This window comes from Dyella sp. 01N448 (assembly GCF_056399225.1).
Map to the genome: position 1 here is coordinate 21,601 of NZ_JBFTQX010000016.1, position 22,771 is coordinate 44,371.

General features: G+C 64.8%; 20 protein-coding genes and 1 riboswitch. Of the genes, 7 read left to right on the forward strand and 13 right to left on the reverse strand.

The window, feature by feature from the left end:
• The 6 genes from AC1DKY_RS18710 to crcB form a co-directional block, all read right to left on the reverse strand.
• Positions 1 to 1,392, reverse strand: a complete 1,392-nt coding sequence (locus tag AC1DKY_RS18710) for a M16 family metallopeptidase (protein WP_441605078.1) — start codon at positions 1,390 to 1,392, stop codon at positions 1 to 3.
• A 195-nt stretch (positions 1,393 to 1,587) separates the two neighbouring features.
• Positions 1,588 to 3,825, reverse strand: coding sequence for a DNA topoisomerase IV subunit A (gene parC, locus AC1DKY_RS18715; protein ID WP_441605079.1), 2,238 nt, complete (start codon positions 3,823 to 3,825; stop codon positions 1,588 to 1,590).
• A gap of 240 nt (positions 3,826 to 4,065) precedes the next feature.
• A complete protein-coding gene (locus tag AC1DKY_RS18720; protein ID WP_441605080.1) occupies positions 4,066 to 4,941 on the reverse strand; it encodes a TraB/GumN family protein in 876 nt (291 codons plus the stop codon).
• Positions 4,942 to 5,047: 106 nt separating this feature from the next.
• A complete protein-coding gene (gene cfa / locus AC1DKY_RS18725; RefSeq protein ID WP_441605081.1) occupies positions 5,048 to 6,166 on the reverse strand; it encodes a cyclopropane fatty acyl phospholipid synthase in 1,119 nt (372 codons plus the stop codon).
• Between the two features lie 50 nt (positions 6,167 to 6,216).
• Positions 6,217 to 6,561 (reverse strand): DUF190 domain-containing protein, encoded by a 345-nt coding sequence (locus AC1DKY_RS18730; RefSeq protein WP_441605082.1) that lies wholly within the window; start codon positions 6,559 to 6,561, stop codon positions 6,217 to 6,219.
• An 8-nt stretch (positions 6,562 to 6,569) separates the two neighbouring features.
• On the reverse strand, positions 6,570 to 6,953 hold the full coding sequence (gene crcB / locus AC1DKY_RS18735) for a fluoride efflux transporter CrcB (protein WP_441605083.1): 384 nt from the start codon (positions 6,951 to 6,953) through the stop codon (positions 6,570 to 6,572).
• A gap of 74 nt (positions 6,954 to 7,027) precedes the next feature.
• Positions 7,028 to 7,109: riboswitch (Fluoride riboswitch) on the reverse strand.
• A gap of 90 nt (positions 7,110 to 7,199) precedes the next feature.
• Between crcB and AC1DKY_RS18740 the strand changes: the two genes are divergently transcribed.
• Entirely contained in the window at positions 7,200 to 8,468 is a 1,269-nt protein-coding gene (locus AC1DKY_RS18740) for a multidrug effflux MFS transporter (protein ID WP_441605084.1), read from the forward strand.
• 43 nt (positions 8,469 to 8,511) lie between these two features.
• On the opposite strand, the gene AC1DKY_RS18745 is transcribed toward AC1DKY_RS18740, so the two are convergent.
• Positions 8,512 to 10,536 carry a S1 family peptidase gene (locus tag AC1DKY_RS18745; protein ID WP_441605085.1) on the reverse strand — a complete coding sequence of 675 codons (2,025 nt, stop codon included), beginning with the start codon at positions 10,534 to 10,536 and terminating at the stop codon, positions 8,512 to 8,514.
• Positions 10,537 to 10,747: 211 nt separating this feature from the next.
• On the opposite strand from AC1DKY_RS18745, the gene AC1DKY_RS18750 reads away from it, so the two are divergent.
• Genes AC1DKY_RS18750 through AC1DKY_RS18760 form a run of 3 tightly spaced genes read left to right on the forward strand, consistent with a single transcriptional unit; the run spans position 10,748 to position 13,457 of the window.
• A complete protein-coding gene (locus tag AC1DKY_RS18750) occupies positions 10,748 to 11,626 on the forward strand; it encodes a pseudouridine synthase (protein ID WP_441605086.1) in 879 nt (292 codons plus the stop codon).
• A 53-nt stretch (positions 11,627 to 11,679) separates the two neighbouring features.
• Positions 11,680 to 12,747: a class I SAM-dependent methyltransferase gene (locus AC1DKY_RS18755; RefSeq protein ID WP_441605087.1), complete on the forward strand. Its 1,068-nt coding sequence runs from the start codon at positions 11,680 to 11,682 to the stop codon at positions 12,745 to 12,747.
• On the forward strand, positions 12,744 to 13,457 hold the full coding sequence (locus tag AC1DKY_RS18760) for a pseudouridine synthase (RefSeq protein WP_441605088.1): 714 nt from the start codon (positions 12,744 to 12,746) through the stop codon (positions 13,455 to 13,457). The genes AC1DKY_RS18755 and AC1DKY_RS18760 overlap by 4 nt, the downstream gene beginning before the upstream one ends.
• A gap of 24 nt (positions 13,458 to 13,481) precedes the next feature.
• Here the strand turns inward: AC1DKY_RS18760 and AC1DKY_RS18765 are convergent, their stop codons facing one another.
• Positions 13,482 to 13,682 carry a hypothetical protein gene (locus tag AC1DKY_RS18765; RefSeq protein ID WP_441605089.1) on the reverse strand — a complete coding sequence of 67 codons (201 nt, stop codon included), beginning with the start codon at positions 13,680 to 13,682 and terminating at the stop codon, positions 13,482 to 13,484.
• A gap of 229 nt (positions 13,683 to 13,911) precedes the next feature.
• Here AC1DKY_RS18765 and AC1DKY_RS18770 point away from each other — a divergent pair, with 229 nt between their 5' ends.
• Positions 13,912 to 15,471: a protein adenylyltransferase SelO gene (locus tag AC1DKY_RS18770; RefSeq protein WP_441605090.1), complete on the forward strand. Its 1,560-nt coding sequence runs from the start codon at positions 13,912 to 13,914 to the stop codon at positions 15,469 to 15,471.
• A 4-nt stretch (positions 15,472 to 15,475) separates the two neighbouring features.
• On the opposite strand, the gene trxC is transcribed toward AC1DKY_RS18770, so the two are convergent.
• Entirely contained in the window at positions 15,476 to 15,913 is a 438-nt protein-coding gene (gene trxC, locus AC1DKY_RS18775; protein ID WP_441605091.1) for a thioredoxin TrxC, read from the reverse strand.
• Between the two features lie 74 nt (positions 15,914 to 15,987).
• Between trxC and AC1DKY_RS18780 the strand changes: the two genes are divergently transcribed.
• Positions 15,988 to 16,467, forward strand: coding sequence for a hypothetical protein (locus AC1DKY_RS18780; RefSeq protein WP_441605092.1), 480 nt, complete (start codon positions 15,988 to 15,990; stop codon positions 16,465 to 16,467).
• On the opposite strand, the gene AC1DKY_RS18785 is transcribed toward AC1DKY_RS18780, so the two are convergent.
• The 4 genes from AC1DKY_RS18785 to AC1DKY_RS18800 form a co-directional block, all read right to left on the reverse strand.
• Positions 16,447 to 17,847: a glycosyltransferase family 2 protein gene (locus tag AC1DKY_RS18785; protein ID WP_441605093.1), complete on the reverse strand. Its 1,401-nt coding sequence runs from the start codon at positions 17,845 to 17,847 to the stop codon at positions 16,447 to 16,449. The two genes, AC1DKY_RS18780 and AC1DKY_RS18785, sit on opposite strands and share 21 nt — an antisense overlap.
• 312 nt (positions 17,848 to 18,159) lie before the next feature.
• Complete coding sequence (locus AC1DKY_RS18790) at positions 18,160 to 18,969, reverse strand: SH3 domain-containing protein (protein ID WP_441605094.1); 810 nt, start codon at positions 18,967 to 18,969, stop codon at positions 18,160 to 18,162.
• Between the two features lie 124 nt (positions 18,970 to 19,093).
• Positions 19,094 to 20,182: an aromatic ring-hydroxylating oxygenase subunit alpha gene (locus AC1DKY_RS18795; RefSeq protein WP_441605095.1), complete on the reverse strand. Its 1,089-nt coding sequence runs from the start codon at positions 20,180 to 20,182 to the stop codon at positions 19,094 to 19,096.
• Between the two features lie 71 nt (positions 20,183 to 20,253).
• On the reverse strand, positions 20,254 to 22,077 hold the full coding sequence (locus AC1DKY_RS18800; RefSeq protein WP_441605128.1) for a DEAD/DEAH box helicase: 1,824 nt from the start codon (positions 22,075 to 22,077) through the stop codon (positions 20,254 to 20,256).
• Between the two features lie 229 nt (positions 22,078 to 22,306).
• Here AC1DKY_RS18800 and AC1DKY_RS18805 point away from each other — a divergent pair, with 229 nt between their 5' ends.
• Positions 22,307 to 22,771, forward strand: a complete 465-nt coding sequence (locus tag AC1DKY_RS18805) for a VOC family protein (protein ID WP_441605096.1) — start codon at positions 22,307 to 22,309, stop codon at positions 22,769 to 22,771.

Sequence of the window (22,771 nt, forward strand, 5' to 3'; positions counted from 1 at the left end):
TCAGTGCTTGGCCGGCTTGGCGCCGGCATCCTTGGCATGGGCCGTCACCGGGCGGCGGATGATCACGCTGCGATTGGCGTCCGTGAGATAGGTCTGCGCCACGCGGCGTACGTCGTCGGACGTCACCTGGTTGATCCAGCCGGGCACTTGATTCACCACGTTGGCATCGCCCCACAGCGTTTGCAGTTTGGCCAGCGTGTCGGCGCGGGAGAGGAAATCCTCCATGCCGCCGTACCAGTCCGAGAGCATCTTGGTTTTCACGCGCGCCAGCGTGGCGTCGTCGACACCGTCGTGGGCGACCTTGGCGATTTCCTCGTTGAGCGCAGCCAGCACCTGGTCGGGCTGGGCGTTGGGCTTGTAGATGGCAAACAGGCCGAACAAAGTGGGGCCCGCGTAATCGGTGCCGCTGCCCAGCGCGAAGTTCACGCCACCCTGGATTTGCAGCAGTTGTTCGCGTCCCTTCACCAGGCCCTGGTAGAAGCGCGAAGCGTCATCGCCCACCAGCAGTTGGGCCAGCACCAGCATCGGCATCTGGTCCTTGCTGCCGCGATCGGGTGCTTTCCAGCCGACGGCAATCGCCGGCGCCTTCGCCAACGCGTCGGTCTGTTCGAGGTGCCGACCTTTGTTGTTCAGCGGTTCGGAAACGTCGGTGCCGGCCGGGAGTGGCCGGGCCGGAATCGCGCCGAAATATTTCTGCGCCAGCGCGAAGGCCTGCTCGGGCGTGACGTCGCCGGAGATGCCGAGCACCGCATTGGCGGGCTGGTAGAAGGTGTCGTGAAAAGCCTTTACGTCGGCGATGCTGGCGTGGTCGAGATCCTCGAACGAGCCGTAACCGTCGTGCTTGTTGGCCCATTTGTCGAAGGCCAGCGCGTCCAGGTCGGTCCAGAAGAACAAACCATAAGGCTGGTTCTTCACGTTGACGCGGATTTCTTCCTTCACCACGTTGCGCTGGTTGTCGAGATTCTTTTCGCTGAAATCCAGCGTCTTCATGCGGTCCGCTTCAATCCACAGCAGTGGTTCCAGGGCGGAGATGGGCGCGGAGGCAATGTAGTTGGTGTAGTCGGCGCGGGTGGATCCGTTGAAGACGCCACCGCCGCCCTGGATCACCCGATCGAACGTGCCCTTGGGTGCATTGGGCGTGCCTTCGAACATCAGGTGTTCGAACAGATGCGCAAAGCCGGTGCGGTTCTGCGGCTCCAGCCGCATGCCCACGTGGTAGACCGTGCTGATGCCTACGGTGGGGGAGCTGTGATCTTCGGAAACGACAACGGTGAGGCCGTTGTCCAGTTTCTTCACGGCCACCGGCACCTGCCAGTGGTCGGTATCCGCGGCGTGAGCCGTTACTGCGAACAACAGGCCGGCGATGAGCGCCGGCAGTCGTGACGTGCGCATGGACCATCCTTGTGCTGCGGCGGGAGCACATTGGATACGGCGCAGGCGGGGCATCCGTCAACAGGAAGGATGGTCTAGGGCCGGCAAACAACACTGTGGGAGCGCACCCTGTGCGCGACGGGGGCCTGAGGCAGGCCAGTCGCGCACAGGGTGCGCTCCCACAGGGGTATGGAAGGAAGGGATGGAAGGGCTGGATCAGCCCGTCGTCTCGATCCGCTCCACCCGGCGCAGGCCCTGCGGCAGCAGGCCGCCGCGGGTGGCGCGGTTGCCGCCGTACTCGACCAGGTTCGACCATTTCAGCGTGAGCTTGCGCTGGCCGGCATAGAGCGTCACTTCGCCCTTGCCTTCAGTGACCACGGCGACGCCGACGACCTTCACGCCTGCACTCAGCTTGGCCTTGGGCACGTCGATCAGCTTGTTGCCCTTGCCCTTGTCGAGCTCCGGCAACTCGGCCACCGAGAACATCAGCAAGTGGCCTTCGGTGGTGACGACGACGATGCGGTCGCGTGCCGGATCGGCGCTGACCTGCGGCGCCAGCACCTTGGCGCCATCGCCCAGCGTGATGATCTGCTTGCCCGCCTTGTTGCGGCCGGTGAGCGCCTCGAAGCGCGTCACGAAGCCGTAGCCGTGGTCGGTGGCCAGGATCAGGCGCGTGTCGTTGTCGCCGGCGGCAAGTGCGTCAAAGCTGGCGCCCGAGGGCGGACTGAAGCGGCCGGTGACCGGCTCGCCGTTGCCGCGCGCCGAGGGCAGCGTGTGCGCTGCCATGGAATAGCTGCGGCCGGTGGAGTCGATCACCGCGACCTGCTGCGTGGTGCGCGCCTTGACCGTGGCGAGCAGGCTGTCGCCTTCGCGATAGTTGAGGCCGTCCGCATCGACGTCGTGGCCCTTGGCGGCGCGGATCCAGCCCTTGGCGCTGAGCACCACGGTGACCGGTTCGCTGGCGACCAGCGCGCTTTCATCGAGCGCCTGCGCGGCATTGCGCTGCACCAGCGGCGAGCGGCGGTCGTCGCCGAACTTGGCGGCGTCGGCGCGCAATTCTTCCTTGATCAGGCCCTTGAGCTTGGCCGGCGATTTCAGCAGCACGTTGATGCGTGCGCGTTCTTCCTCGAGCTGATCGCGCTCGGCATTGATCTTCATTTCCTCGAGGCGCGCCAGCTGGCGCAGCTTGGTCTCGAGGATGTAGTCAGTCTGTTCGTCGCTGAGGCCGAAGCGCGCCATCAGCACGGGCTTGGGCTCGTCCTCGGTGCGGACGATGCGGATCACTTCGTCCAGGTTGAGGTAGGCGATGCGCAAACCTTCCAACAGGTGCAGGCGACGCTCCACCTTGGCCAGGCGATGGTTGAGGCGGCGGGTCACCGTATCGGTGCGGAAATGCAGCCACTCACTGAGGATCCGCTTGAGATCCTTCACCTGCGGACGGCCGTCCAGACCGATCATGTTGAGGTTGATGCGGAAGCTCTTCTCCATGTCCGTGGTGGCGAACAGGTGCTGCATCACCTCGGCGGCGTCGATGCGGTTGGAGCGCGGCACCACCACCAGGCGGATCGGGTTCTCATGATCGGATTCGTCGCGCAGGTCTTCGACCATCGGCAGCTTCTTCGCGCGCATCTGCGCGGCGATCTGCTCGAGGATCTTGGACGGGCTCACCTGATGCGGCAGCGCGGTGATGACGATGTTGCCTTCGTCCAGGTGGTACACGGCGCGCGCGCGCACCGAGCCGACGCCGTTCTGGTACATCGCCAGCAGTTCGTTGCGCGGCGTGATGATTTCCGCTTCGGTCGGATAGTCCGGACCCTGGATGTGCTCGCACAGGTCGGCGACGGTGGCGTCCGGATCATCCAGCAGACGGATGCATGCGCTCACTACTTCGCGCAGGTTGTGCGGCGGAATATCGGTGGCCATGCCCACGGCGATGCCCATCGATCCGTTGAGCAGCACATGCGGCACGCGCGAGGGCAGCCAGCTGGGTTCTTCCAGCGTGCCGTCGAAGTTGGGCACCCAATCCACCGTGCCCTGGCCAAGTTCGCCCAGCAAGGCCTCGGCGATCGGGCTCAGGCGCGACTCGGTGTAGCGCATGGCAGCGAAGCTTTTCGGATCGTCCGGCGAGCCGAAGTTGCCCTGGCCGTCGACCAGCGGGTAGCGGTACGAGAACGGCTGGGCCATCAGCACCATCGCCTCGTAGCACGAGGTGTCGCCGTGCGGATGGAACTTGCCGATCACGTCGCCGATGGTGCGCGCGGACTTCTTGGGCTTGGAGGAGGCGGCCAGGCCGAGCTCGCTCATGGCATAGACGATGCGGCGCTGCACCGGCTTCAGGCCGTCGCCCACGAAGGGCAGGGCGCGGTCCAGCACCACGTACATGGAATAGTCGAGGTAAGCCCGCTCGGCGTATTCCTTGAGCGGGATCTGTTCGAAATTGGCTTGCAAATTCATGGGTTTGCGTCGTTGGGCTGCGCGCAGAGGGCGCGCTTAACCGGACGATGGTGCCAGAAAGGGGGACCGGCCGGCGAGGGGTGATGGCGCCAGCCCTGTGGGAGCGCACCCTGTGCGCGACAGGCGGCGGAGCGGTGAAGCCGGGTGGTTGGGGCGCGAAAGCCGACCATTGAGGATGGGTGGGGCGTGGCAGTCGCGCACAGGGTGCGCTCCCACAGGAGAGGCGGTCTGGGCCTGCTTTTAGTTCTGGATACGGGTGGTCTTCACACCCAGCTTGCGCAACTGCTCCTGCAAGCTGTCAGGCCCTGCCAGGTGGCCAGCACCCACGGCGACAAAACTCACCCCCGGCTGCTGCATGCGCTCAGCGATGGTCTTGGCCCAGGCCTGGTTACGCTCGACGATCAGCGTTTGGTAGAGCATCGGGCTGTCCTTGCGCAGGTCTTCGTCCTCGATCTTGGCGATCGCGTCGGTGTCGCCGTTGCGCCAGGCATCGATCAGCTCGTGCAGCTTGACCGGGCCGTCGGCCACGTCCTTGAAGGACTGGCGCAGGAATTCCAGCTGCATCGCCTCGGGCAGGTCAGCCAGCATGCGGATCTGCTTTTCCGCGGTTTCCAGCCCGTCGATGGGTTTGCCGGCCTGCTGCATGCGTGTCTTGAGCAGTTTGTCCACGCCTTGGTTCGGGTCGAGTCCGGCCTGCATTAGTGGCGCCATGGTGAGCTCGAGCGCAGCCAGCCACGGGCGCATTCGTTCCAGCACGGCGATACCGCCGGGCAGCTTGGCTGCTTCTGCGGCCTTCTCCAGTTCGCCGCGATCCTTCTCGTCGAGTTTGCTGGACAGCGATTCGCTCAGGTCGACGCCGTGCTGCATCAGCAGAGCCTGCATGGACGCCGAATCGTCGTCGACCACCTCGATGCTCAGGCGCTGGCTCTCGTCCAGCGCCTTGTCCAAGGCGGGCGACTGCCAGTTGGTGTCCGAGGGCAGCAGGTGCACGGTGCCGAAGAGGTAGACCGTGGCGTGCTCGTTCTTGGCCACCCACAGGCCGGGCTGGGCCACCGCGACTGTGACGAGCAACAGGTTGAGGGCCAGGGCGGCCGCGTATCGACGAAACAGTTTCAAGGGGAAATCCCGGATCAGGAGCGGACCACGTGTCGTAGCGGGCCATGACCATCCGGCCCGCTGATATGCGCACTATCGTGCTCGAAGTGGCTTGCTGCAAGCATTCTCAGCGCGGCACACGGTATCCGCCAGGCACGCCGTGCGGGCTGAGGGTGAGCTGCCACAGCTGGTCGCGGCGGCTGCGGAACACGGCGGCCGAGACGGACAGGTAGAAGCGCCACATGCGGCGGAAGCGATCGTCGTAGTTGGCGGCCAGCTGCGGCCACGCCGCATCGAAGTTGGCCCGCCACGCCGACAACGTGAGGTCGTAGTCGCTGCCGAAGTTGTGCCAGTCCTCCACCACGAACAGATTCTGCAGCGCCTCGGCCACCTGGCTGGCGGCGGGGATCATCGAGTTGGGGAAGATGTATTTCTCGATCCACGGGTCCGGCCGGCTGGGCGAACCGTTGCTGCCGATGGAATGCAGCACGAACAGGCCGTCGTCGTGCAGGCAGCGTCGCGCGATCTCGAAATAGGTGCGGTAGTTGAGCGCGCCCACGTGTTCGAACATGCCGATCGAAAAGACCGCGTCGAACGGTTCGTTGATCTCGCGATAATCCTGCAGGCGGATATCGATCGGCAGGCCTTTGCACAGCTCACGCGCGTATGCCGCCTGTTCCTTGGAAACGGTGACGCCCACGCCCTGTACGCCGTAGCGTTCGGCGGCAAACTTCAGCGCCTCGCCCCAGCCGCAGCCGATGTCCAGCACGCGCTGCCCGGGTTGCAGGCGCAGCTTGCGGCAGATCAGGTCGAGCTTGGCTTCCTGCGCATCATCGAGATTGTTCGCCTGCGCCCAGTAGCCGCACGAATACACCAGCCGCTTGCCGAGCATGGCCTGGAACAAATCGTTGCCCAGGTCGTAATGCACGCGGCCAATATCGAACGCATGGTCGCCGCGCTGCAGGTTGACGAAACGCGCCTTGAGATGCGCGAGCAGCGTGTCCAGCGACTTCAGCTCGGTGTCCAGCTGCGCGCCGAGTACCCGGGTGAACAGGCCGGGCAGGTCTTCGCTGTCCCACCAGCCGTCCATATAGCTTTCGCCAAGGCCCAGCGATCCGTGCGAAAACACGCGTGCGTAGAGCCGTTCGTCGTGCACCCGCATGTCGGTAGGGCGCGAACCATCGAGAAGAATGCCGGCGTGTTCGAGCAACCTGGCGGCGCGTACCTTCAATGAATCCTGACTCATGCGGTCCTCGTATGCCATGGTGACGAGAAGGGCAGGATGGCGCCGCCTGATCAGCGGGAGTGCGGCGTCCTGCCTAGTATCCCAAAGCTTGCAGGAGCAATTGCAAAGACTGCGTCGACGCCGCTTTCGCGAACCGTTTGCAGCAGCGCCTGCGATTGCGCCTCGCTGAGCAGGAATTCCACTTTGATGGCGAGATCGTCGGTCAGTTCGAAGAACTGTTCTTCGCGCAACACGCCGTGCCTGCCGAAGCCGCAGATGGCGCGAAACGCCGAACCGCCGCCGACGCCGTGGCTGCGGGCGTGCTCGAGCAACCACTCATAGACCAGTTTGCCGTCGTGGCGCGCCCGCGTGTGGGTATAAAAACTGAGCTGGACGCCTTGTTGTGTCGTTTCCATGGGGCCTCCTAGCGCAATACAGCGCGGGTGATGGCGATACCTGCCACGGTCAGTGCGATCGAGCCGACCAGGTGCAGGGCCAGATGGCCACCGAACCACAGGTATTGCTCACGCAGCAGCAGGGTGGTCGATTCGGCCGAGAAGGTGGAAAACGTGGTCAGTCCACCCAGGAAGCCGGTGGCGACGAACAGGCGAAGTTCGGGCGGCAGGGTCTGGAAGTGATCGAACACGCCCAGCACCACGCCCATCAACAGGCCGCCGACCAGGTTGGCGGCCAGGGTACCCAGGGGCACGGTGGGGAACAGGGGGTTGAACATGACGCCGAGCATCCAGCGCAGCCAGCAACCCAGCACGCCTCCCACGCCGACGGCGAGAAAACCGGTAAAGCCCACGTTGTCGTCTCCTTCTGAAGAACTTCGGAAGGACTCCCCGGAAACAGGCACGCGCCTGCGCCCCGGGAAAATCCGGCGGTGCAGGCATCATCAACCCGAAGGTGGTTCGCCGCGGCACATGGCCTGGGCGGGAGGCATGCCATCTCCCTGTGCCATTTATCCTAGCCCATGATCCCTCGAACGTCATGGCTCAGCCGCGCAGAGGGCACCGCTATACTCATCGCTCCTCGCCAGCATGCCACGCCCATGACCCCCATCCCGCGCCCTGTCCGGCGCAGCCTGCCGTTGCTGCTGGCGGGCTTGTCGATGATCGGCCCGTTTTCGATCGACGCCGTCTTCCCGGCGTTTCCGCTGATCGGCGCGCGCTTTGGCGTGGACAGCACCGGCTTGCAGCAGATGATCAGCATGTACCTGATCACCTATGCCGTGATGAGCCTGTTTCATGGCGCGATCTCCGATGCGATCGGGCGCAAGCCGGTGATCGTCGTCGGCATGCTGGTGTATGCGCTGGCCTCCGCGGGCGCTGCGGTGTCGACCTCCTACGTGATGCTGCTTAGCTGTCGTGCGCTGCAGGGCGCGTGTGCCGGTGCCGGCCTGGTGGTGGGCCGCGCGATCGTGCGCGACAGCCTGGAAGGGCCGGCGGCGCAGCAGATGATGTCGCGCGTGATGATGATCTTCAGCATCGCCCCGGTGATCGCGCCGATCGTGGGCGCGCAGTTGCTGTTCCTCAACGGCTGGCACGGCATCTTCTGGGTGCTGATGGGATTCACCCTGGTGTTGGCGGCGGCTTTGGCGCTGTTTCTCGATGAAACTCATCCCGTCGCGGCGCGCACGTCGTTTCGCGCGGGCACGCTGGTGCGTGGCTACATCAATTTCGGCAAGGACCGGCCGTTCTGGCCGCTGCTGATTTCCTGTTCGGTGAATTTTGCCGGTTTGTTTTTGTACATATCCTCGGCGCCGCACATCATTCGCGACCTGCTGCATCTGTCCGCGCAGGGTTTCCCGTGGCTGTTCCTGCCGACGGTGGCGGGCCTGATGGCCGGCGCATGGATGTCCGGACGCCTCGCCCATCGCCGCAGCGCGGCGTATACGGTCAACCTCGGCTACGGCTCGATGTTGCTCGCGTGCGCGCTGCATCTGTTGATTGCGCTGGTCACCACCGAGCCGGTATTGCCCTGGTCGATGCTGCCGCTGGTCTTGCATGGCATCGGCGTGCAGCTGGCGTTTCCCACGCTCACGCTGTTATTGCTGGACCGCTTTCCGCATCGACGTGGCGGCGCTTCATCGGTGCAGGCGTTCGGCAGCCTGCTGATGTGCGCGGTGGTCGCCGGCGTGCTGTCGCCGCTGCTATCGGGCCATATGGTGTATCTGGCGCTGGGTGCCAGCGCGCTGACCGTGACCGGCTGGCTTGCCTGGCGCTGGTACCGGCATCTGACCAGTCAGCCGCGCGTGCCGCATACCAGCGCAGCCGAGGTCGAGGTGGAGATGCAGACGGAAATCACCGAGCCGCGATAACCGGTGGAAGACGCGGCGCGGGCCCGAGCCCGCGCCTGCCTGCTCAATGTTCGTTGACCTGCAGCTTTTCCAGCAGCAAATTGAGCTTGCCCTTCATCGCATCTTCGGGGCGCGGGCCGTCTACGCCGTAGAACGCGGTGTACAGCACATCCGGCTTGGTCTCGCCGCTGGTCTTGGTGCCGCCCACGGTACCGATGTAGGTCATGTCGTTTTCGCTGTACGGCACGCCGTCGTCCGGATGATCGCGATGGACGATCTTGCCCCAGTGGTTGCGGAAGCTGTCGTCCAGGTCGTCGGTGGGGGCGACATGACGGTTCACCATCACATGCTCGGCGTTCTCCACGTTGGACTTCACTTCTACCTTGGAGACATCCCACACCGTCTTGCCGTGATCCTGGAAGTAGGACATGCCCAGCACGAGCTGGCTGTCCGGGTCGATCTTCTGCAGCGACGGCGTATAGGCAAAACCCAGGCGCTTGGACTGGTACTTGAAGTCGTCGCCATAGTCGAAGCGGATGGCGATGTCGGAGAGCACGCTGGGCAACAACTCGGTATTGGCCAGGAATTCCTTCCATTGCGCCAGCGTGCCGCTATAGGACACGTCGACGAAGTTGGCCAGCTGGGTCAGGTCGGCCATGTCTTCGTGTTCGGTGCGGTTCTCGGTGACCCGGCCCATCGCCGCGTAACCATCAGGCACCGGCAGCAGGAAGACGATCACCAGCTGGTTGTCGTACGCCATCTGCCATTCGCGTATCTGCCAGCGGCGCTGGTAGGCGTCGGTGTAGCTGCGTTGCAGCGACGGCGCGCCCAGCGAGGTGATCTTCACCAGCTCGGAGCCCACGCGTCGCTGCATCGGCGCGCCTTTCAGCAGGAGGTCCATGAACAGCTTGGAATCGCCATACAACTGCTTGCTGGTCACGTCGTCGGGCTTGCGCAGGTGAAACATCACCTGCTGACCCACCAGCGCACGGCTGATGAAACCGTTGTGGGGCAGCTGGGCCTTGTTCTCGTTCGCCCGGGCGCTGACCCAGTTGCCGTTGCTGTTGCGGTGTAGCAGGGTCGGAAAGGCGCTCAGATCGGAATTGACGTGCAACAGCCGGTTGGCGCCCTGGCCATTGGGGAACATGGTGGCGGCGTTCTCGGTGAGCAGATCGTGCAGTTTCTGGTCGACGTCGGCGTTGTGCAGCTTCTGGTAGGTCGCGCTGAAGTCCGCAAAACTCTTGGGCAGCGGGAACTGCGCCTTGAACGGTCCAGTGTGTTTGTCCTCGATCACGTCCAGCTGATAGCTCTCGCGCGTATCGATCTGGCCGAGGTTGGCGGGCGCCTTCAGCACCAGGTCGATCGGCAGCGCGTAATTGAGGTTTTCGTCGGGCGACTTCATCACCACCACGCCGATGACCTTGCCGTCCTTGTCCAGCAGCGGGCCGCCGCTATTGCCGGGCGAGGCGGCGGCAGAGAAGCGCAGCCACTTCCAGCGGCCGTCCTGCTCCTCGGGTGTCTGCGAGGTGTAGAGACCGTCGCGTATCACGATGCCGGTACCCAGTGCATTGCCTACGGCGTAAACCGCTTCATTCATGGCCGGCTGCGTGTTCACCGCCAGCGGCGTCACCTTGGGCGGATCCTTCAGCGAAAACTCCACAAAGTCTTCGTGCAGCGAGTAACGCGTGATCTTGTCGATCGCATAGACATGGCCGCCGGCATCGCGCACGGCAGGTTCGCCCATCAGGCTGTCGATGCCCATCGCGAGCACGTGGCCGGCGGTGACGTAGCGGTTCTCGCCAATCGTAAAGGCGGTGCCGACCGAGTAGTACTTGTCAGTGCGCTGCTGGTAGGGGAGCTGGTCGAACGGCAGCGGCTTCTCATAACTCAGGGGGTCGTTCACCGGTTTGGGAATGACCACTTCGAACGTGGCGCCCTGCACCTGGGGCAGCACGGCCGGATCCAGGGTGGCCGCATGCAGCGACGGCAACGCCAGGCACGCAAGCGCGGCCAGCCACGCGGCGGGACGCCATGCGTGTGACCGTTTCCAGGTGAGCGCGTGCGGTGCACGGGTTGCCGGCTGATCCATGTGCTGCCTCGTTTGGTGATCGGCGCGCTCTGGTGACGCCATCCCCGGGTGCCAAACCCGTTGTTCGCTGAGTTTATCCAACGCCCCACGCGTTGGAACGGTGTACGCCGTAAGACATATCGATGACTTCCCGCCCTGGCGGTGCAGCAGCGTTTTCGCGGCAGAATGACCGCGGCGGTTTAAGCTGCCGTTCGTCGATGCGGAGTTGCCGATGTCTGTTCCTCCCGCTGCCAGCACGGTGCACTTGCCCCAGGGATCATGGGGCACGGTGCTGGACGGACTGTGTGCGCTGTTTCCCCGTATCGAAAGAAGCGTATGGCAGGATCGCTTCGCCCGCGGCCGCGTGCTCGACGAGACGGGTCTGCCGCTGGATGTCGACGCGCCGTATCGCGTGGGGCTGTGCGTGCGATATTTCCGCGAAGTGCCGCAAGAAATGCCGATCCCCTTTCACGAAACCCTGTTGCATGTCGACGCGCACCTGGTGGTGGTGGACAAGCCGCACTTTCTGCCGGTCACGCCGGCGGGCGGTTTCGTCGACCAAACGGTGCTGGCGCGGTTGAGGCGCACCCTGGGCAACGCCGATCTGGTGCCGCTGCATCGTATCGACCGCCATACCGCCGGGCTGGTGATGTTCTCGGCCGATCCGGCCAGTCGCGATGCCTATCAGGCACTGTTTCGCCAACGCCGGATCAGCAAGCGCTACGAGGCCTGGGCGGCGGCACTGCCCGGGTTGTCATTTCCTCATGTGCGGAAATCCCGTATCGCAGCAGGTGAGCCGTTCTTCCGCATGCACGAGGTGGCGGGCGAGCCCAACAGCGAAACGGTCATCGACGTGCTTGAACGGCGCCCGGAGCACTGGCGTTATGCGCTGGAGCCGGTCACCGGCAAGAAGCATCAGCTGCGCGTGCACATGGCCGCGCTGGGCGCGCCCATCCTGTACGACCCGTTTTATCCGGACCTGCCCGAGCAGCAAGCCGACGACCACGCGCGGCCCTTGCAGCTGCTGGCCCGCCGGCTGCACTTCGTCGATCCCATCAGCGGCATGCCGCGGGAGTTCGTCAGCGAGCTGGAGCTGCTCGCGCCTGAATGACGGAGCGCGTCGGTTGGTAACATAGGGCGCCCACCCAAGGACCCGCCTGTCCGATGCCCGTCTCTTTCTCTCCCGCAGCCCAGGACGCGGCGCTGGAGGCCCTGTTTGTGCCCCTGGAAACGGGCGAACTGGCGCAGCCGGCCGATGGCCGCGTGCTGTTCCTGCGTGCCCGCGACGGCTTTCGGCTGCGCGAGATGGCGCGCAAGTCGTGGGTATGTGAGCAAAGTTTCAAGCCGTTCGCCGAGGCCTTGGCGCGCAGCGGTCTCACCGTGGCGGCGCCGGGCGGGGCGGAACGCTATCCGCTGGTGCTGGTGCTGCCGCCGCGCCAGCGCGACGAGGCCCGCGCCTTGTTCGCGCAGGCCGTGCGTCGCGCCACGGACGGCGGCGTGGTGCTTGCCGCCGTTCCCAATGCCGAGGGCGCCAAGTCGGCCGAGGGTGATCTGGCCAGTGTGGCCGGGCCGCTCAGCCAGCTGTCCAAGCACAAGTGCCGCGTGTTCTGGACCCGGCCGCTGGGCTCGCAGGTGAACCTCGATCTGCTGGAGAGCTGGACATCGCTGGACGCGCCGCGCCTCAACGACGCCGGCTTCGTCAGCCGCCCCGGACTGTTTGCCTGGGATCGCGTGGATGCTGCCTCCGCCTTGCTGGCTTCGCATCTTCCCGCCGATCTGGCGGGTAGCGTCGCGGATCTGGGCGCCGGCTATGGCTATCTGTCGACCCAGCTGTTGGTGCGCTGTCCCGCCGTGTCGTCCGTCGATCTGTTCGAAGCGGAGGCGCGCGCGCTTGAACCCGCGCGGCAGAATCTGGAGCGTGCACAACAGGACAGCGCCCGCGATGTGACATGGGCCGCCCACTGGCACGACGTCACCCAGGGATTGCCGCGGCGCTACGACGCCATTGTGAGCAACCCGCCGTTTCATCAAGGCCGCGCCGATCTCCCCGAGCTGGGTCGCGCCTTCATCGATACCGCCGCCAACGCCTTGCTGCCGCATGGCCGCTTCTGGCTGGTGGCCAATCGCCATCTTCCCTATGAGGCCACTCTGGCCGCACGTTTCAATGAGGTACGCACCGTGGTGACGCAGGACGGATTCAAAGTGATCGAAGCACGCGGAGTGCGCGCATGAAACTGGTCAAGCTGATTGCCAACCTCGGCTATGGCAGCCGCAAAGAAGTCACGGCGATGTTTCGCGAGGGACGCATCACCGATAGCGACGGCGACGTGCTCTACGCCGACGACAAGCTGCCCCACGAACACATCCGCATCGACGACGAGCCGCTCGATCCGCCGGCCGGCCTGGTGTTGATGATGAACAAGCCACTGGGCGCCACCTGCTCACGCAAGGACATCGGGCGTGTGGTGTACGACCTGTTGCCGCCGCGCTATCGCGTGCGCGATCCAGCGTTGTCCACGGTGGGACGTCTTGATCGCGAGACCTCGGGCCTGCTGCTGTTCACCGACGACGGCGCCTTGCTGCACCGGATCATTTCACCCAAGGCGCAGGTGGCCAAAGTGTACGAGGCGACGTTGGCCTCCGATCTGCGCGGCGACGAAGCTGCGCTTTTCGCCAGCGGCACGATGATGCTCGAATCGGAAAACGAACCGCTGGAACCGGCCAGGCTCGACGTGCTGGCGCCGCGCCTCGCGCGCGTCACGCTGACCGAAGGTCGCTATCACCAGGCCAGGCGCATGTTTGCCGCGGTGGGCAATCACGTGGAGACCTTGACGAGAGTGTCCGTGGGCGCACTCACGCTGGACGGACTGCCGCCCGGCGAATGGCGCGCGCTTGAAGATCACGAGATCGCGCGCATCTTTGAAGCACCATCAGGTGCTTGATGCGCGCGGAGCGTTGCGTGGTTTTCAGCCGAACGGAGTCTGGCGACGTCGAGCGAGTTCGTCCTCGCGGCGAGAGTGCGCGCCCGGTTGCCAGGACACCAGCTGAAAATTGCTGCGGTCCTGATCGTTGTGGTGGCGGACGTCCTGCGTGTCCCGATGATTGAGCATCCCTGCTACTAGCTGCATTCCGCGCTCTAACGCAGAACGGGCGAGAAGCATGTGCATGTCGTAGCTCCGGACCACCCCTGCGTGGCCGTTCAGGCTACATATAAGCAGCTTCACACGCGATACACAAATGCCAATAGGCCATGAAAAACGTCTTAAGTCCAACGCAAGCAAGCGTCATATTCTTCACAAAGGTGAATAGCGCAATGATCTGCGATTTTCCCGCTCAAGCACCGATTTCCATGGCGCGGAACCGCGCTTCCCTTCGCGTCTTTTGCACGATCACGCCATGACTCATTTGAGCTTCGACAACGCCTTTGTGCGCGACCTGCCGGGCGACCCTGAACAAGGCTCCCGGCAGCGTCAGGTGCTGGGCGCTTTGTACTCCCGACTGGCGCCCACCCCGGTGGCCTCGCCGCGCGTCGTGGCGTGGTCGCCGGAGATGGCGCAGGCCCTGGGCCTGGACGCCGCCGACCTGGAAAGCCCCGAGCTGGCGCAGGTGTTGGGCGGCAATGCCTTGCTGGAGGGCATGCAGCCGTTCTCGGCCAATTACGGCGGGCATCAGTTCGGCGTGTGGGCGGATCAGCTGGGCGACGGGCGCGCGATTTCGTTGGGCGAAGTACTCACGCGTGATGGCCAGCGCTGGGAGCTGCAGCTGAAAGGGGCGGGACCGACCCCGTTTTCGCGCGGCGCGGACGGACGCGCGGTGCTGCGCTCATCGATCCGCGAGTTTCTCTGCAGCGAGTCGATGCATCACCTGGGCGTACCAACCACCCGCGCACTCAGCCTGGTGGTGACCGGCGACATGGTGGTGCGCGACATGTTCTACGACGGACATCCGCAGCAGGAGCCGGGTGCCATCGTGTGCCGCGTCGCGCCATCGTTCATACGCTTCGGCAATTTCGAATTGCCGGCGGCGCGCGGCGACGTTGCGCTGTTGCGACAGCTGGTCGATTTCACCATCGCACGTGATTTCCCCGAATGCCGGGGCGAGGGCGAGGCGTTGTATGCGCAGTGGTTTGCGCAGATCTGCGAACGCACCGCGCTGATGGTCAGTCATTGGATGCGCGTGGGCTTCGTGCACGGCGTGATGAACACGGACAACATGTCCATCCTTGGACTGACCATCGACTACGGCCCGTATGGCTGGATCGACAACTTCGATCCGGAGTGGACGCCCAACACCACCGATGCCGGTCGTCGCCGCTATCGATTTGGCCAGCAGCCCAATGTCGCGTGGTGGAATCTCAGTCGTCTCGCCATGGCGCTGGCGCCGCTGTTCAGCGGTACCGAGCCCTTGCAGGCGGGACTGGATCGCTATGCCGCCGTGTACGCGCAGGCCGATCGCGACATGATCGCGGCCAAGCTGGGTCTTTCAGCCTGTGACGACAGCGACGTGGAGCTGATGCGCGAGTTGTATACGCTGCTGACCGAGGCGGAAGTGGACATGACGCTGTTCTTCCGTGCTCTGGCGGACGTCGATCCGGCACAGCCGTCAATGGCGCCGTTGCATGATGCGTTTTACGACGAAGCCAAGCGGCAGGCATTCGAGCCTGCGTTCCAGGTGTGGCTAAACAGCTATGCGGCACGCGCGCGCCGCGACGCTCTTTCAGCAGGGCCGCGCCGGTTGCGCATGCACGCCGCCAATCCGCGTTACGTGCTGCGCAACTATCTCGCGCAGGAAGCGATCGACCTGGCCATGCAAGGCGACTACAGCGGCATCCACGAACTGCTCGAGGTGATGCGCCATCCCTACGACGAGCAGCCCGGTCGTGAACGCTACGCGCAGAAGCGGCCCGCCTGGGCGATGCACAAGGCGGGCTGCTCGATGCTGTCGTGCAGTTCGTAAGTCTTTAGCGCAGCGCGTTGGCGAGGAACTGGCGCAGCTGCATGCCATTGAGCGCACCGGCCTGGCGCGCCACTTCACGGCCATTGCGCAGCACCAGCAGGGTGGGAATGCTGCGGATGCCGAAGCGCTGAGCCAGGGCCGGTTGCGCCTCGGTATCCACCTTGGCCAGCCGCAGCTGCGGTTCCAGGCTGTTGGCGGCCTCGGCGAACACCGGCGCAAAACTCACGCACGGGCCGCACCAGGGTGCCCAGAAATCGATCACCACCGGCAGGTCGCCACGGGTCGCCACGGCGTCGAAGTTGTTGGCGTCTAGCGCCATCGGCCTGCCTTCGAACAGCGGCTGCTTGCAGCGTCCACAGACGGGATGCTGGCCGAGGCGATCCTCGGGCACGCGATTGAGAGCCGCGCAGTGGGGGCAGGGAACAGTCAGCGGAGTGGACATGGCAGGCCTCGATGGCCAAAACTCGATGCAGCATCAGATGGTGTCCACCGACGCGGTAAACAAGGAGCCCTGGCGTGCGCAAGCGTGAAGGCCGGAACACGGCAGCTCGCCGGCTCGTCTTGCTGGCAGGCGCGCTATGGACGCTGCCCAACAGTGTGCTGGGCCTGCTCGCCGGCCTTGCCTGCGTGCCATGGGGCGCCCGGCCTCAGTGGCGCCGCCGTGAATGTGCCTTGGCGTTTCGGCGGATGCCGCATCGGGGCAGCGGCGGGGCGCTGACCCTGGGCAATGTGATTCTGTATTCGTGCGACGAGCTCGACACGCCGTGTTTCACCTATGCGCATCGCGCGGGCCATCGCCAGGAGCCGTGTATTTCGCTGGCGGACCACGAGCGGGCCCATGTCTACCAGTACATGGTGCTGGGGCCGTTGTTCCTGCCCTTGTACGCCTTGTGCGGCGGCATCAGTGTGCGCAATCGCTTTGAGCGTGCCGCCGATCGCTACGCGCAGCAGCGTGCCGGCTGGTGGCCGTGGTCCTCAGCGCGAATAGTCGCGTGACCGACGCGTCAGAAGTCCGGACAGATAGCCCATCACGCTGGCCGGCTTGAGCACCAGGCCGTACAGCACGGCGTAGCCAAGCAAGCCGAATGGGTTGCGCCGCACGGTCAGTCCGAGGTCGCGGAACATGCGCGCCTGCACGGCGTAGATGACCCCATGGGCGAGCAAGGCCGCGGGCAGGACGAAAGCCAGCATCGCGGCAGCCAGGCCATAGATGCCCATGCAGGCCAGCAGTACGGCGGGCAACACCGCGATGGTGTAGACCAGATCCATATAGGGAAACAGCAGGTTCCACCAGATCAGGAAAGTGCTCAGGCGACGACGGAACAGCAGGGAGCCGTGCGCCTTGAAAGCTTCCATGAGGCCGCGCGACCACCGGCCGCGTTGCTGCAGGAACGGTGTGAGCGACGCGGGTACGCGGGCGAATGCGATGGCGTCTTCGCAATAGCCGACGCGATGATGGTCTTTCAAGAAAGCCCAGGTCAGCACGGTGTCTTCGCCCGCGCCCGCCGGCCAGCCGCCGATCACCCGAAGGATGTCGGTGCGGTACAGCGAAAACGCGGCTGGCGCGACGAGCGTGCCCTGAAACAGACTTTGCAGACGCTTGTTGGCAGCGATGCCCTGGAAGTAATCCCACTCCTGCATGCGCGTCACCAGGCTTTGCCGTGAATTGCGCACGAGTACCGCGCCCGCCACCGCCGCTGTGTTCGGCGGATCGCTCATGTAACGCGTCACCAGTCGACGCAAGGCCTGGGGATGCAGGTGCGCATCCGCCGCCAGCGTCACCGTAACGGGGTAGGACGCCAGCCGCAGACCCGCATTGAGCGCATTGGCCTGGCCACCGGTGGATTTGAGGTCGAGCACTTCCAGCCACGGATAGGACTCGCCGCGCAGCCGCTCAAGCGTGGCATCGGTGGAACCATCGTTGATCACCATCACTTCGATGGGCGCGGGATAGCGTTGCATCGCAATGCTGGCCAGCGTGCCGAGTATCGTGTCCTGCGCGTTGTGCGCGGCGATCAGGATCGTCACGCTGGGAAAGTCGCTGTCGGCGAAGTGCGAGCGTGGCGGCCGCCGGTCGAGCAGCAAGCCCACGGCGAGAAAGGTGTTCATGAAGGCGGGCAGTACCGCGATGCCGAGCACCAGCAGATGCGCCATCAGCTGCTGGCCGGACGTTTGGAATTCGCCCAGCCAGTGCTGCGCCGTGGCATAGGCAAACGCGGCCCAGCTGAGCGAGACGGCAAGGGCGAGCACAAACTTCAGTCCAACCGGCATGTAGCGACGTCGATGCAGCTGACCGTCGTTCGCCGCAGCCAGAGGCAAGCGGACCGTGACGGAGAACGGTCGTCGCCTTGACCAGACGGGTGCGTTGACGCTCATGGCTAAGTCCGCTGCTGCGGCATTGCGCTTGCAGGTCACGGATGAAGCGTCCCACCTCAGGGGCTGAGCGCAACTCCGCAGGCCCGAACACGCATGCCTGGATGAACCGACGGCGTCCTGCCCAAACTCCGTTCCTTGCTGGAATCAGGGGCAAGAGTCATGCCACACGCGCTGTGTGGCAATTGCGCCATAACGTCGGGAAACACCGGCGTTCCGGGCTGATCCGCACAGCGACGGCCAGGCAGGGACCGACGTGCGCTGACACAAACCGACGCGCGAGGGCGGCCGGCTTGGTCAGCACAGGGAGCGGCATCAGGCGGCTTGTTTGCCCGACTCAGGATGCGGTTTCGGCGCCGGTTTGCTGTTGCCATGACCCGACGGCGGCCGGTTGCCACCCTGGTTCGGCGGCGGGTGACCGTCCTGATTGGGCGGCGGGCGATGGCCTTGCGGCGGTGTGCCCCCCGGCGGCCTGGTCTGGCCCGGCGGATGCGTACCCGGATTCTGCGGCGGCCGGTTGTTCGACGGCGGCCGGTGTCCCTGATTCGGCGGCGGCCGGTTGCCCTGCGGCTTGCCCTGCGGCGGCGGTCGGTTGCCCTGCGGCGGCGGACGATGGCCACCGTTCGGCGGCGGACGATACCCGCCATTGGGCGGTCGATAACCATGCGCCGGCGGACGCGAACCCGGATGCCAGCCCGGCGGACGCGGCGGCGGACGCGGCGCATATGGACGGCTATACCAGTAATCGCGATTCCGATAGAACGGTCGATTGGTGTAGTACGAGCCCCAATACGCGCCGATCGAAAACGCGACGATGGGAATGCCGATGCGCGCGCCGTAATCGGCCACATAGACCGGCTGGCTCTGATAGGTGTACTGCACGAAGGTCGCAGGCACCCAGCCGCGCAAGCCCTGTGTGATCACATCGCACCAGCCCCAGCCTTGCGTGCACCCTTGAATGGCTACGGCCGTGCCCGGTGGGAGCTGCGCAATGGTGGGATAGCCGGCGTCCGGACCCGCATAAAGGTCGGCATACGTCGTCACCACGCCGTTCAAACCCTGCGCAAAAGCGGCAGGGGTGGCCAAGCCGAACAGCAACAGCACGGACCAGACTAGCCGCTTCATGAGTGCCTCTCCTGGATATACGACCCGATGAGACTGCGTCTTCCGCGAAGGACGCGTCAACAACGCGTCAGCTTTGCTGATCGTGAGTTCGTGCGTTCAGCGCGCGGTGCGGCGAGCATGGTGTTCAGGCTTGGACGAGCGATTCGCGATACGCGCGTCGCACCATCTCGTGGAAATGATGCACGGCATTCTCTCTCAGCGGATTGAGCCGGCCCGCTTCGTACGAGCCCGATGCAAGACCGCGCTGCACGTCCTCGCAAATGGTCACGTCCTCATCCTGCACTTCGTCGCTGAACTCCACATCGCGTGCGCGACGCGCATGCGCGGCATCGCTGTCATCGGCTGGATAGTAGAAATCAAATTCCACCCGGCAGCGATCCACGCCCAGCGGCAATACGCGATTGGTCTGCAAACGCGAAGGCAGGATGTTGAGCATGGTGTTGGGATGGATGCAGTAATACAGCGCTTCGCCGCTGCCGTACAGGTCGCCGGCGCTTTCCAGCGGGCTGTACTGGAACGAATACCACGGCGCCGTTTCGGTGATGTAGCTGCGATAGTCGAGCAGGCTGTTGAGGCCGGGATGGATGTGCGGCACGTGGTAACCCTCGAGGTAGTTGTCCACGTAGACCTTCCAGTTGCACGCCACCTCGTAGCTGGCGCGGTGATGGAACACGTAGTCTTCCAGCGCACGCGCCGGCCCCAGCCGTTCGTCGATGCCGGCGACCAGCTCCGCAAACGGCGGCGCCTCGCCAAGGGCGACAAACACCAAGCCCTGCCATACCTGCACGCGCACTTCGGGGAGGCGGATATCGGAGGGATTGAAGTCCTGCGTGCGGCCCATCTCCGGCGCGCCGCGTAGCACGCCGTCGAGCCCGTAGGTCCAGCCGTGATAACGGCAACGCAGCGCCTTCGCGCCCTTGCCATCGCAACTGGCGATCGGTCCTGCCCGATGGCGGCAGACGTTGTGGAAGGCGCGGATCACGCCGTCTTCGCCGCGCACCACGATCAACGGCAGGCCGGCAATCTCGGTCACCACGTGATCGCCCACTTCGGGCACCTGCGAGCGGTGGCAGACCAGCTGCCAGCTGCGCGCAAAGATGGCGCGTGCATCCAGCGCCAGCATGCGCGGGTCGGTGTAGAAGCGCGCGGGCAGGGTCAGCGCAACCTCGAGGGGTTGCGGTGCCAGAACGGATTCGTCGAACAGATCGCGCATGGACATCACATCGGCAGCGGTTTGCCCGAGTATCGGCCCGCACACGCCCCCGTGGAAGAGGGCGGGCCGCTTCAGGCGCTCGCCAGCTGCTGTTGCACGTCGTTGATGGAGTTGCGGATGCGCTGGCTGAAGATCGAATCCTCGTGGTGGATCAGCACCAGTTGCTCGGTCGCACGCGTCATCGCCACGTAGAGCAGGCGTGCCTCTTCCGCCTCGTTCTTGCCGGGTTTGGGCAGCGAGCCCAGGCCGGGGATGATCACCAAGGGAAATTCCAGGCCCTTGCTGGAATGCATGGTCACCAGCTTCACGGTGTCGTCCACCACGAACAGCGAGCTCTTGCCATTGCCCTCGGCGAGCTGGCTGGCAATACCGGCACGCTGCAGCGCTTCCTGCAGCTTTTCGCCTTCCCAGCTGTTGCGGAAGATCACCGCCATGTCCGACAGCGGGCGACCCGCACCCAGCTCATCGCGCAGCCGCTGGATGATCGCCGGCAGCTGATCCTCCTGGCGCTCCACGCGGATCAGCTCGGGCAGGGCACCGCGACGCCCGGCGCTTTCCGGTGCGATCAGCGGCACTCCGTCGTCATCGTCGCTGCGGCCCAGCAGCAGTTCGTTGGCGAAGCCGCGCGCCACCGAGAGGATTTCCAGCGTGTTGCGGTAGTTGAGCTTGAGGATGGTGGTGCGGCCCTGTGCCTGCACGCCCAGGCTTTTCCAGCTGAGCTTCTTGCGATTGGCCTGGCCGTAGATGTTCTGCGCGTCGTCGTACAACACCAGCAGCGAATTGGTGTTGGGATCGATCATCTGCACGATGAGCTTGTACCACTCGGGCTCGAAATCATGGCCTTCGTCGATCAGCACCGCGCCGTACTGGAAGCGCGGAATCTGCCCGCTGTCCACGCCCGCGATGACGGCCGGCGGCAACGCTTCGGCGAAATGCGGGCCGTCTTCGGGCAGGGGCACGTGGTAGGCCGTCAGCATGCTGCGGCACCACTTGTGGAAGTTGTAGACCTGCACCTTGTCGCTGAGGCCGCGTTCGCCCATCAGTTGTTCAAGGCGCTCGGCCAGCGTTTTGTTGTAGCACAGCACCAGGATCGGCTTGGACAGCGCACGCGCCAGTTCCATCGCGCGAAAGCCCAGGATCATGGTCTTGCCCGAGCCGGCCACGCCGTGAATGATGCGGTGCTCGTCGCCCAGCGAGCGGGCCAGCAGCTCCTGCTGCGCGTCCATCACCTTGATCAGATCCGGAATCGCCAGCTTGGTCGAGCTGCTGCTGGCGGAGGCGAACAGGCCGAACTGGCCCTCGCCGGGCTCCACGCGGATTTCCGGGAACAGATGCCAGCGCACGCGATCGATCTGCGGCAGCGTGAGCGCGGTGGGGAAGACCTGCGGAAACATCGCCCACAGGCGCTCCTGGAACGCTTCGGACTCCACCGATTCGTACATCTCGTCCTGGCAGATCACCAGATGGGCGGGGATCACCGCTTCGAGCTGTCCGGCCTCGAACTGCTTGCGGCTGATATTGGCCAGCACCACGCCGTAGCCCCACGGCATCAGCAACTTGCCCTCGTAGGTGTGGCCGGGCGGATGGCGCAGCGCCGGGTCCTGCGCCAGCACTTTGTAGATTTCGTTGGCGCCGTCGCGCGCCTGCATCAGCGGGTTGTGTTCCTTCACGCTGCTGGTGCCGGTGATCAGCGTGAACAGGGTGCGGTCGGCCTGCTGGATGGTGCCTGGCTTCCAGTCCTTCACTTCGAGCACCAGCAGGCCGCGGCGCGGATGGAACACGATGAAATCGGGGCGGCGTTGCCTGGGGCCGATCGCCACGTCGTACCACAGCAGGTAGTCGTCCTCGAGCTTCTGCTCCAGGCGTTCGGAGAAGCGCTTCTCGCCGCTGGTCATCTGCGGCAGGCTGCTGTTGCGGGAGGGGATGAGCGTCGCCAATGAGAGCCTGCCTCGTGCCGTGCCTTTGTACGCGCCATGCGTTCAGGTCCGGCGACGTTAGCGGATCGGTGGGGCGTGTCAATCTCGCGGGCCCGGGCGACGCCCTGCTGGGCTTGGATTTTCACCAAGACGACCACGTGCAGGGGGCATAGTGTCCGGGCTGCCTGTCCTGCCCTGGGAGCCCCCGATGAATACCACCAAGCCACCCGTCATCAAGGAAATGTTTCCCTATCTGCGCGTGCGCAACGCCGAGGCCGCGTTGGCGTACTACCAGGAAGTATTCGGTGCGACCCTCAAGATGCGTCTGGACGAGCCCGGCACCGGCCGCATCGGGCATGCCGAACTGGCCATGGGTCCTTCGGTGCTGATGCTGTCGGACGAATACCCCGAGCATGGCATCGTCGGTCCGCAGAGCATCGGCGGGACCAGCGTGTCGATCCATCTGCATGTCGACAATGCCGATGCGGTACTCGCGCGCGCCGTCGAAAAAGGCGGCTATCTGGTCAGGCCGGCCACGGATTTCTTCTACGGCGAACGCGGCGGCACCGTGCGCGATCCCTTCGGTCACGAGTGGCTGGTAGGCCACGAGATCGAGCAGGTGAGCGCCGAAGAAATGCAGCGGCGCTACGACGCCGCGATGGAGCAGGGTTGA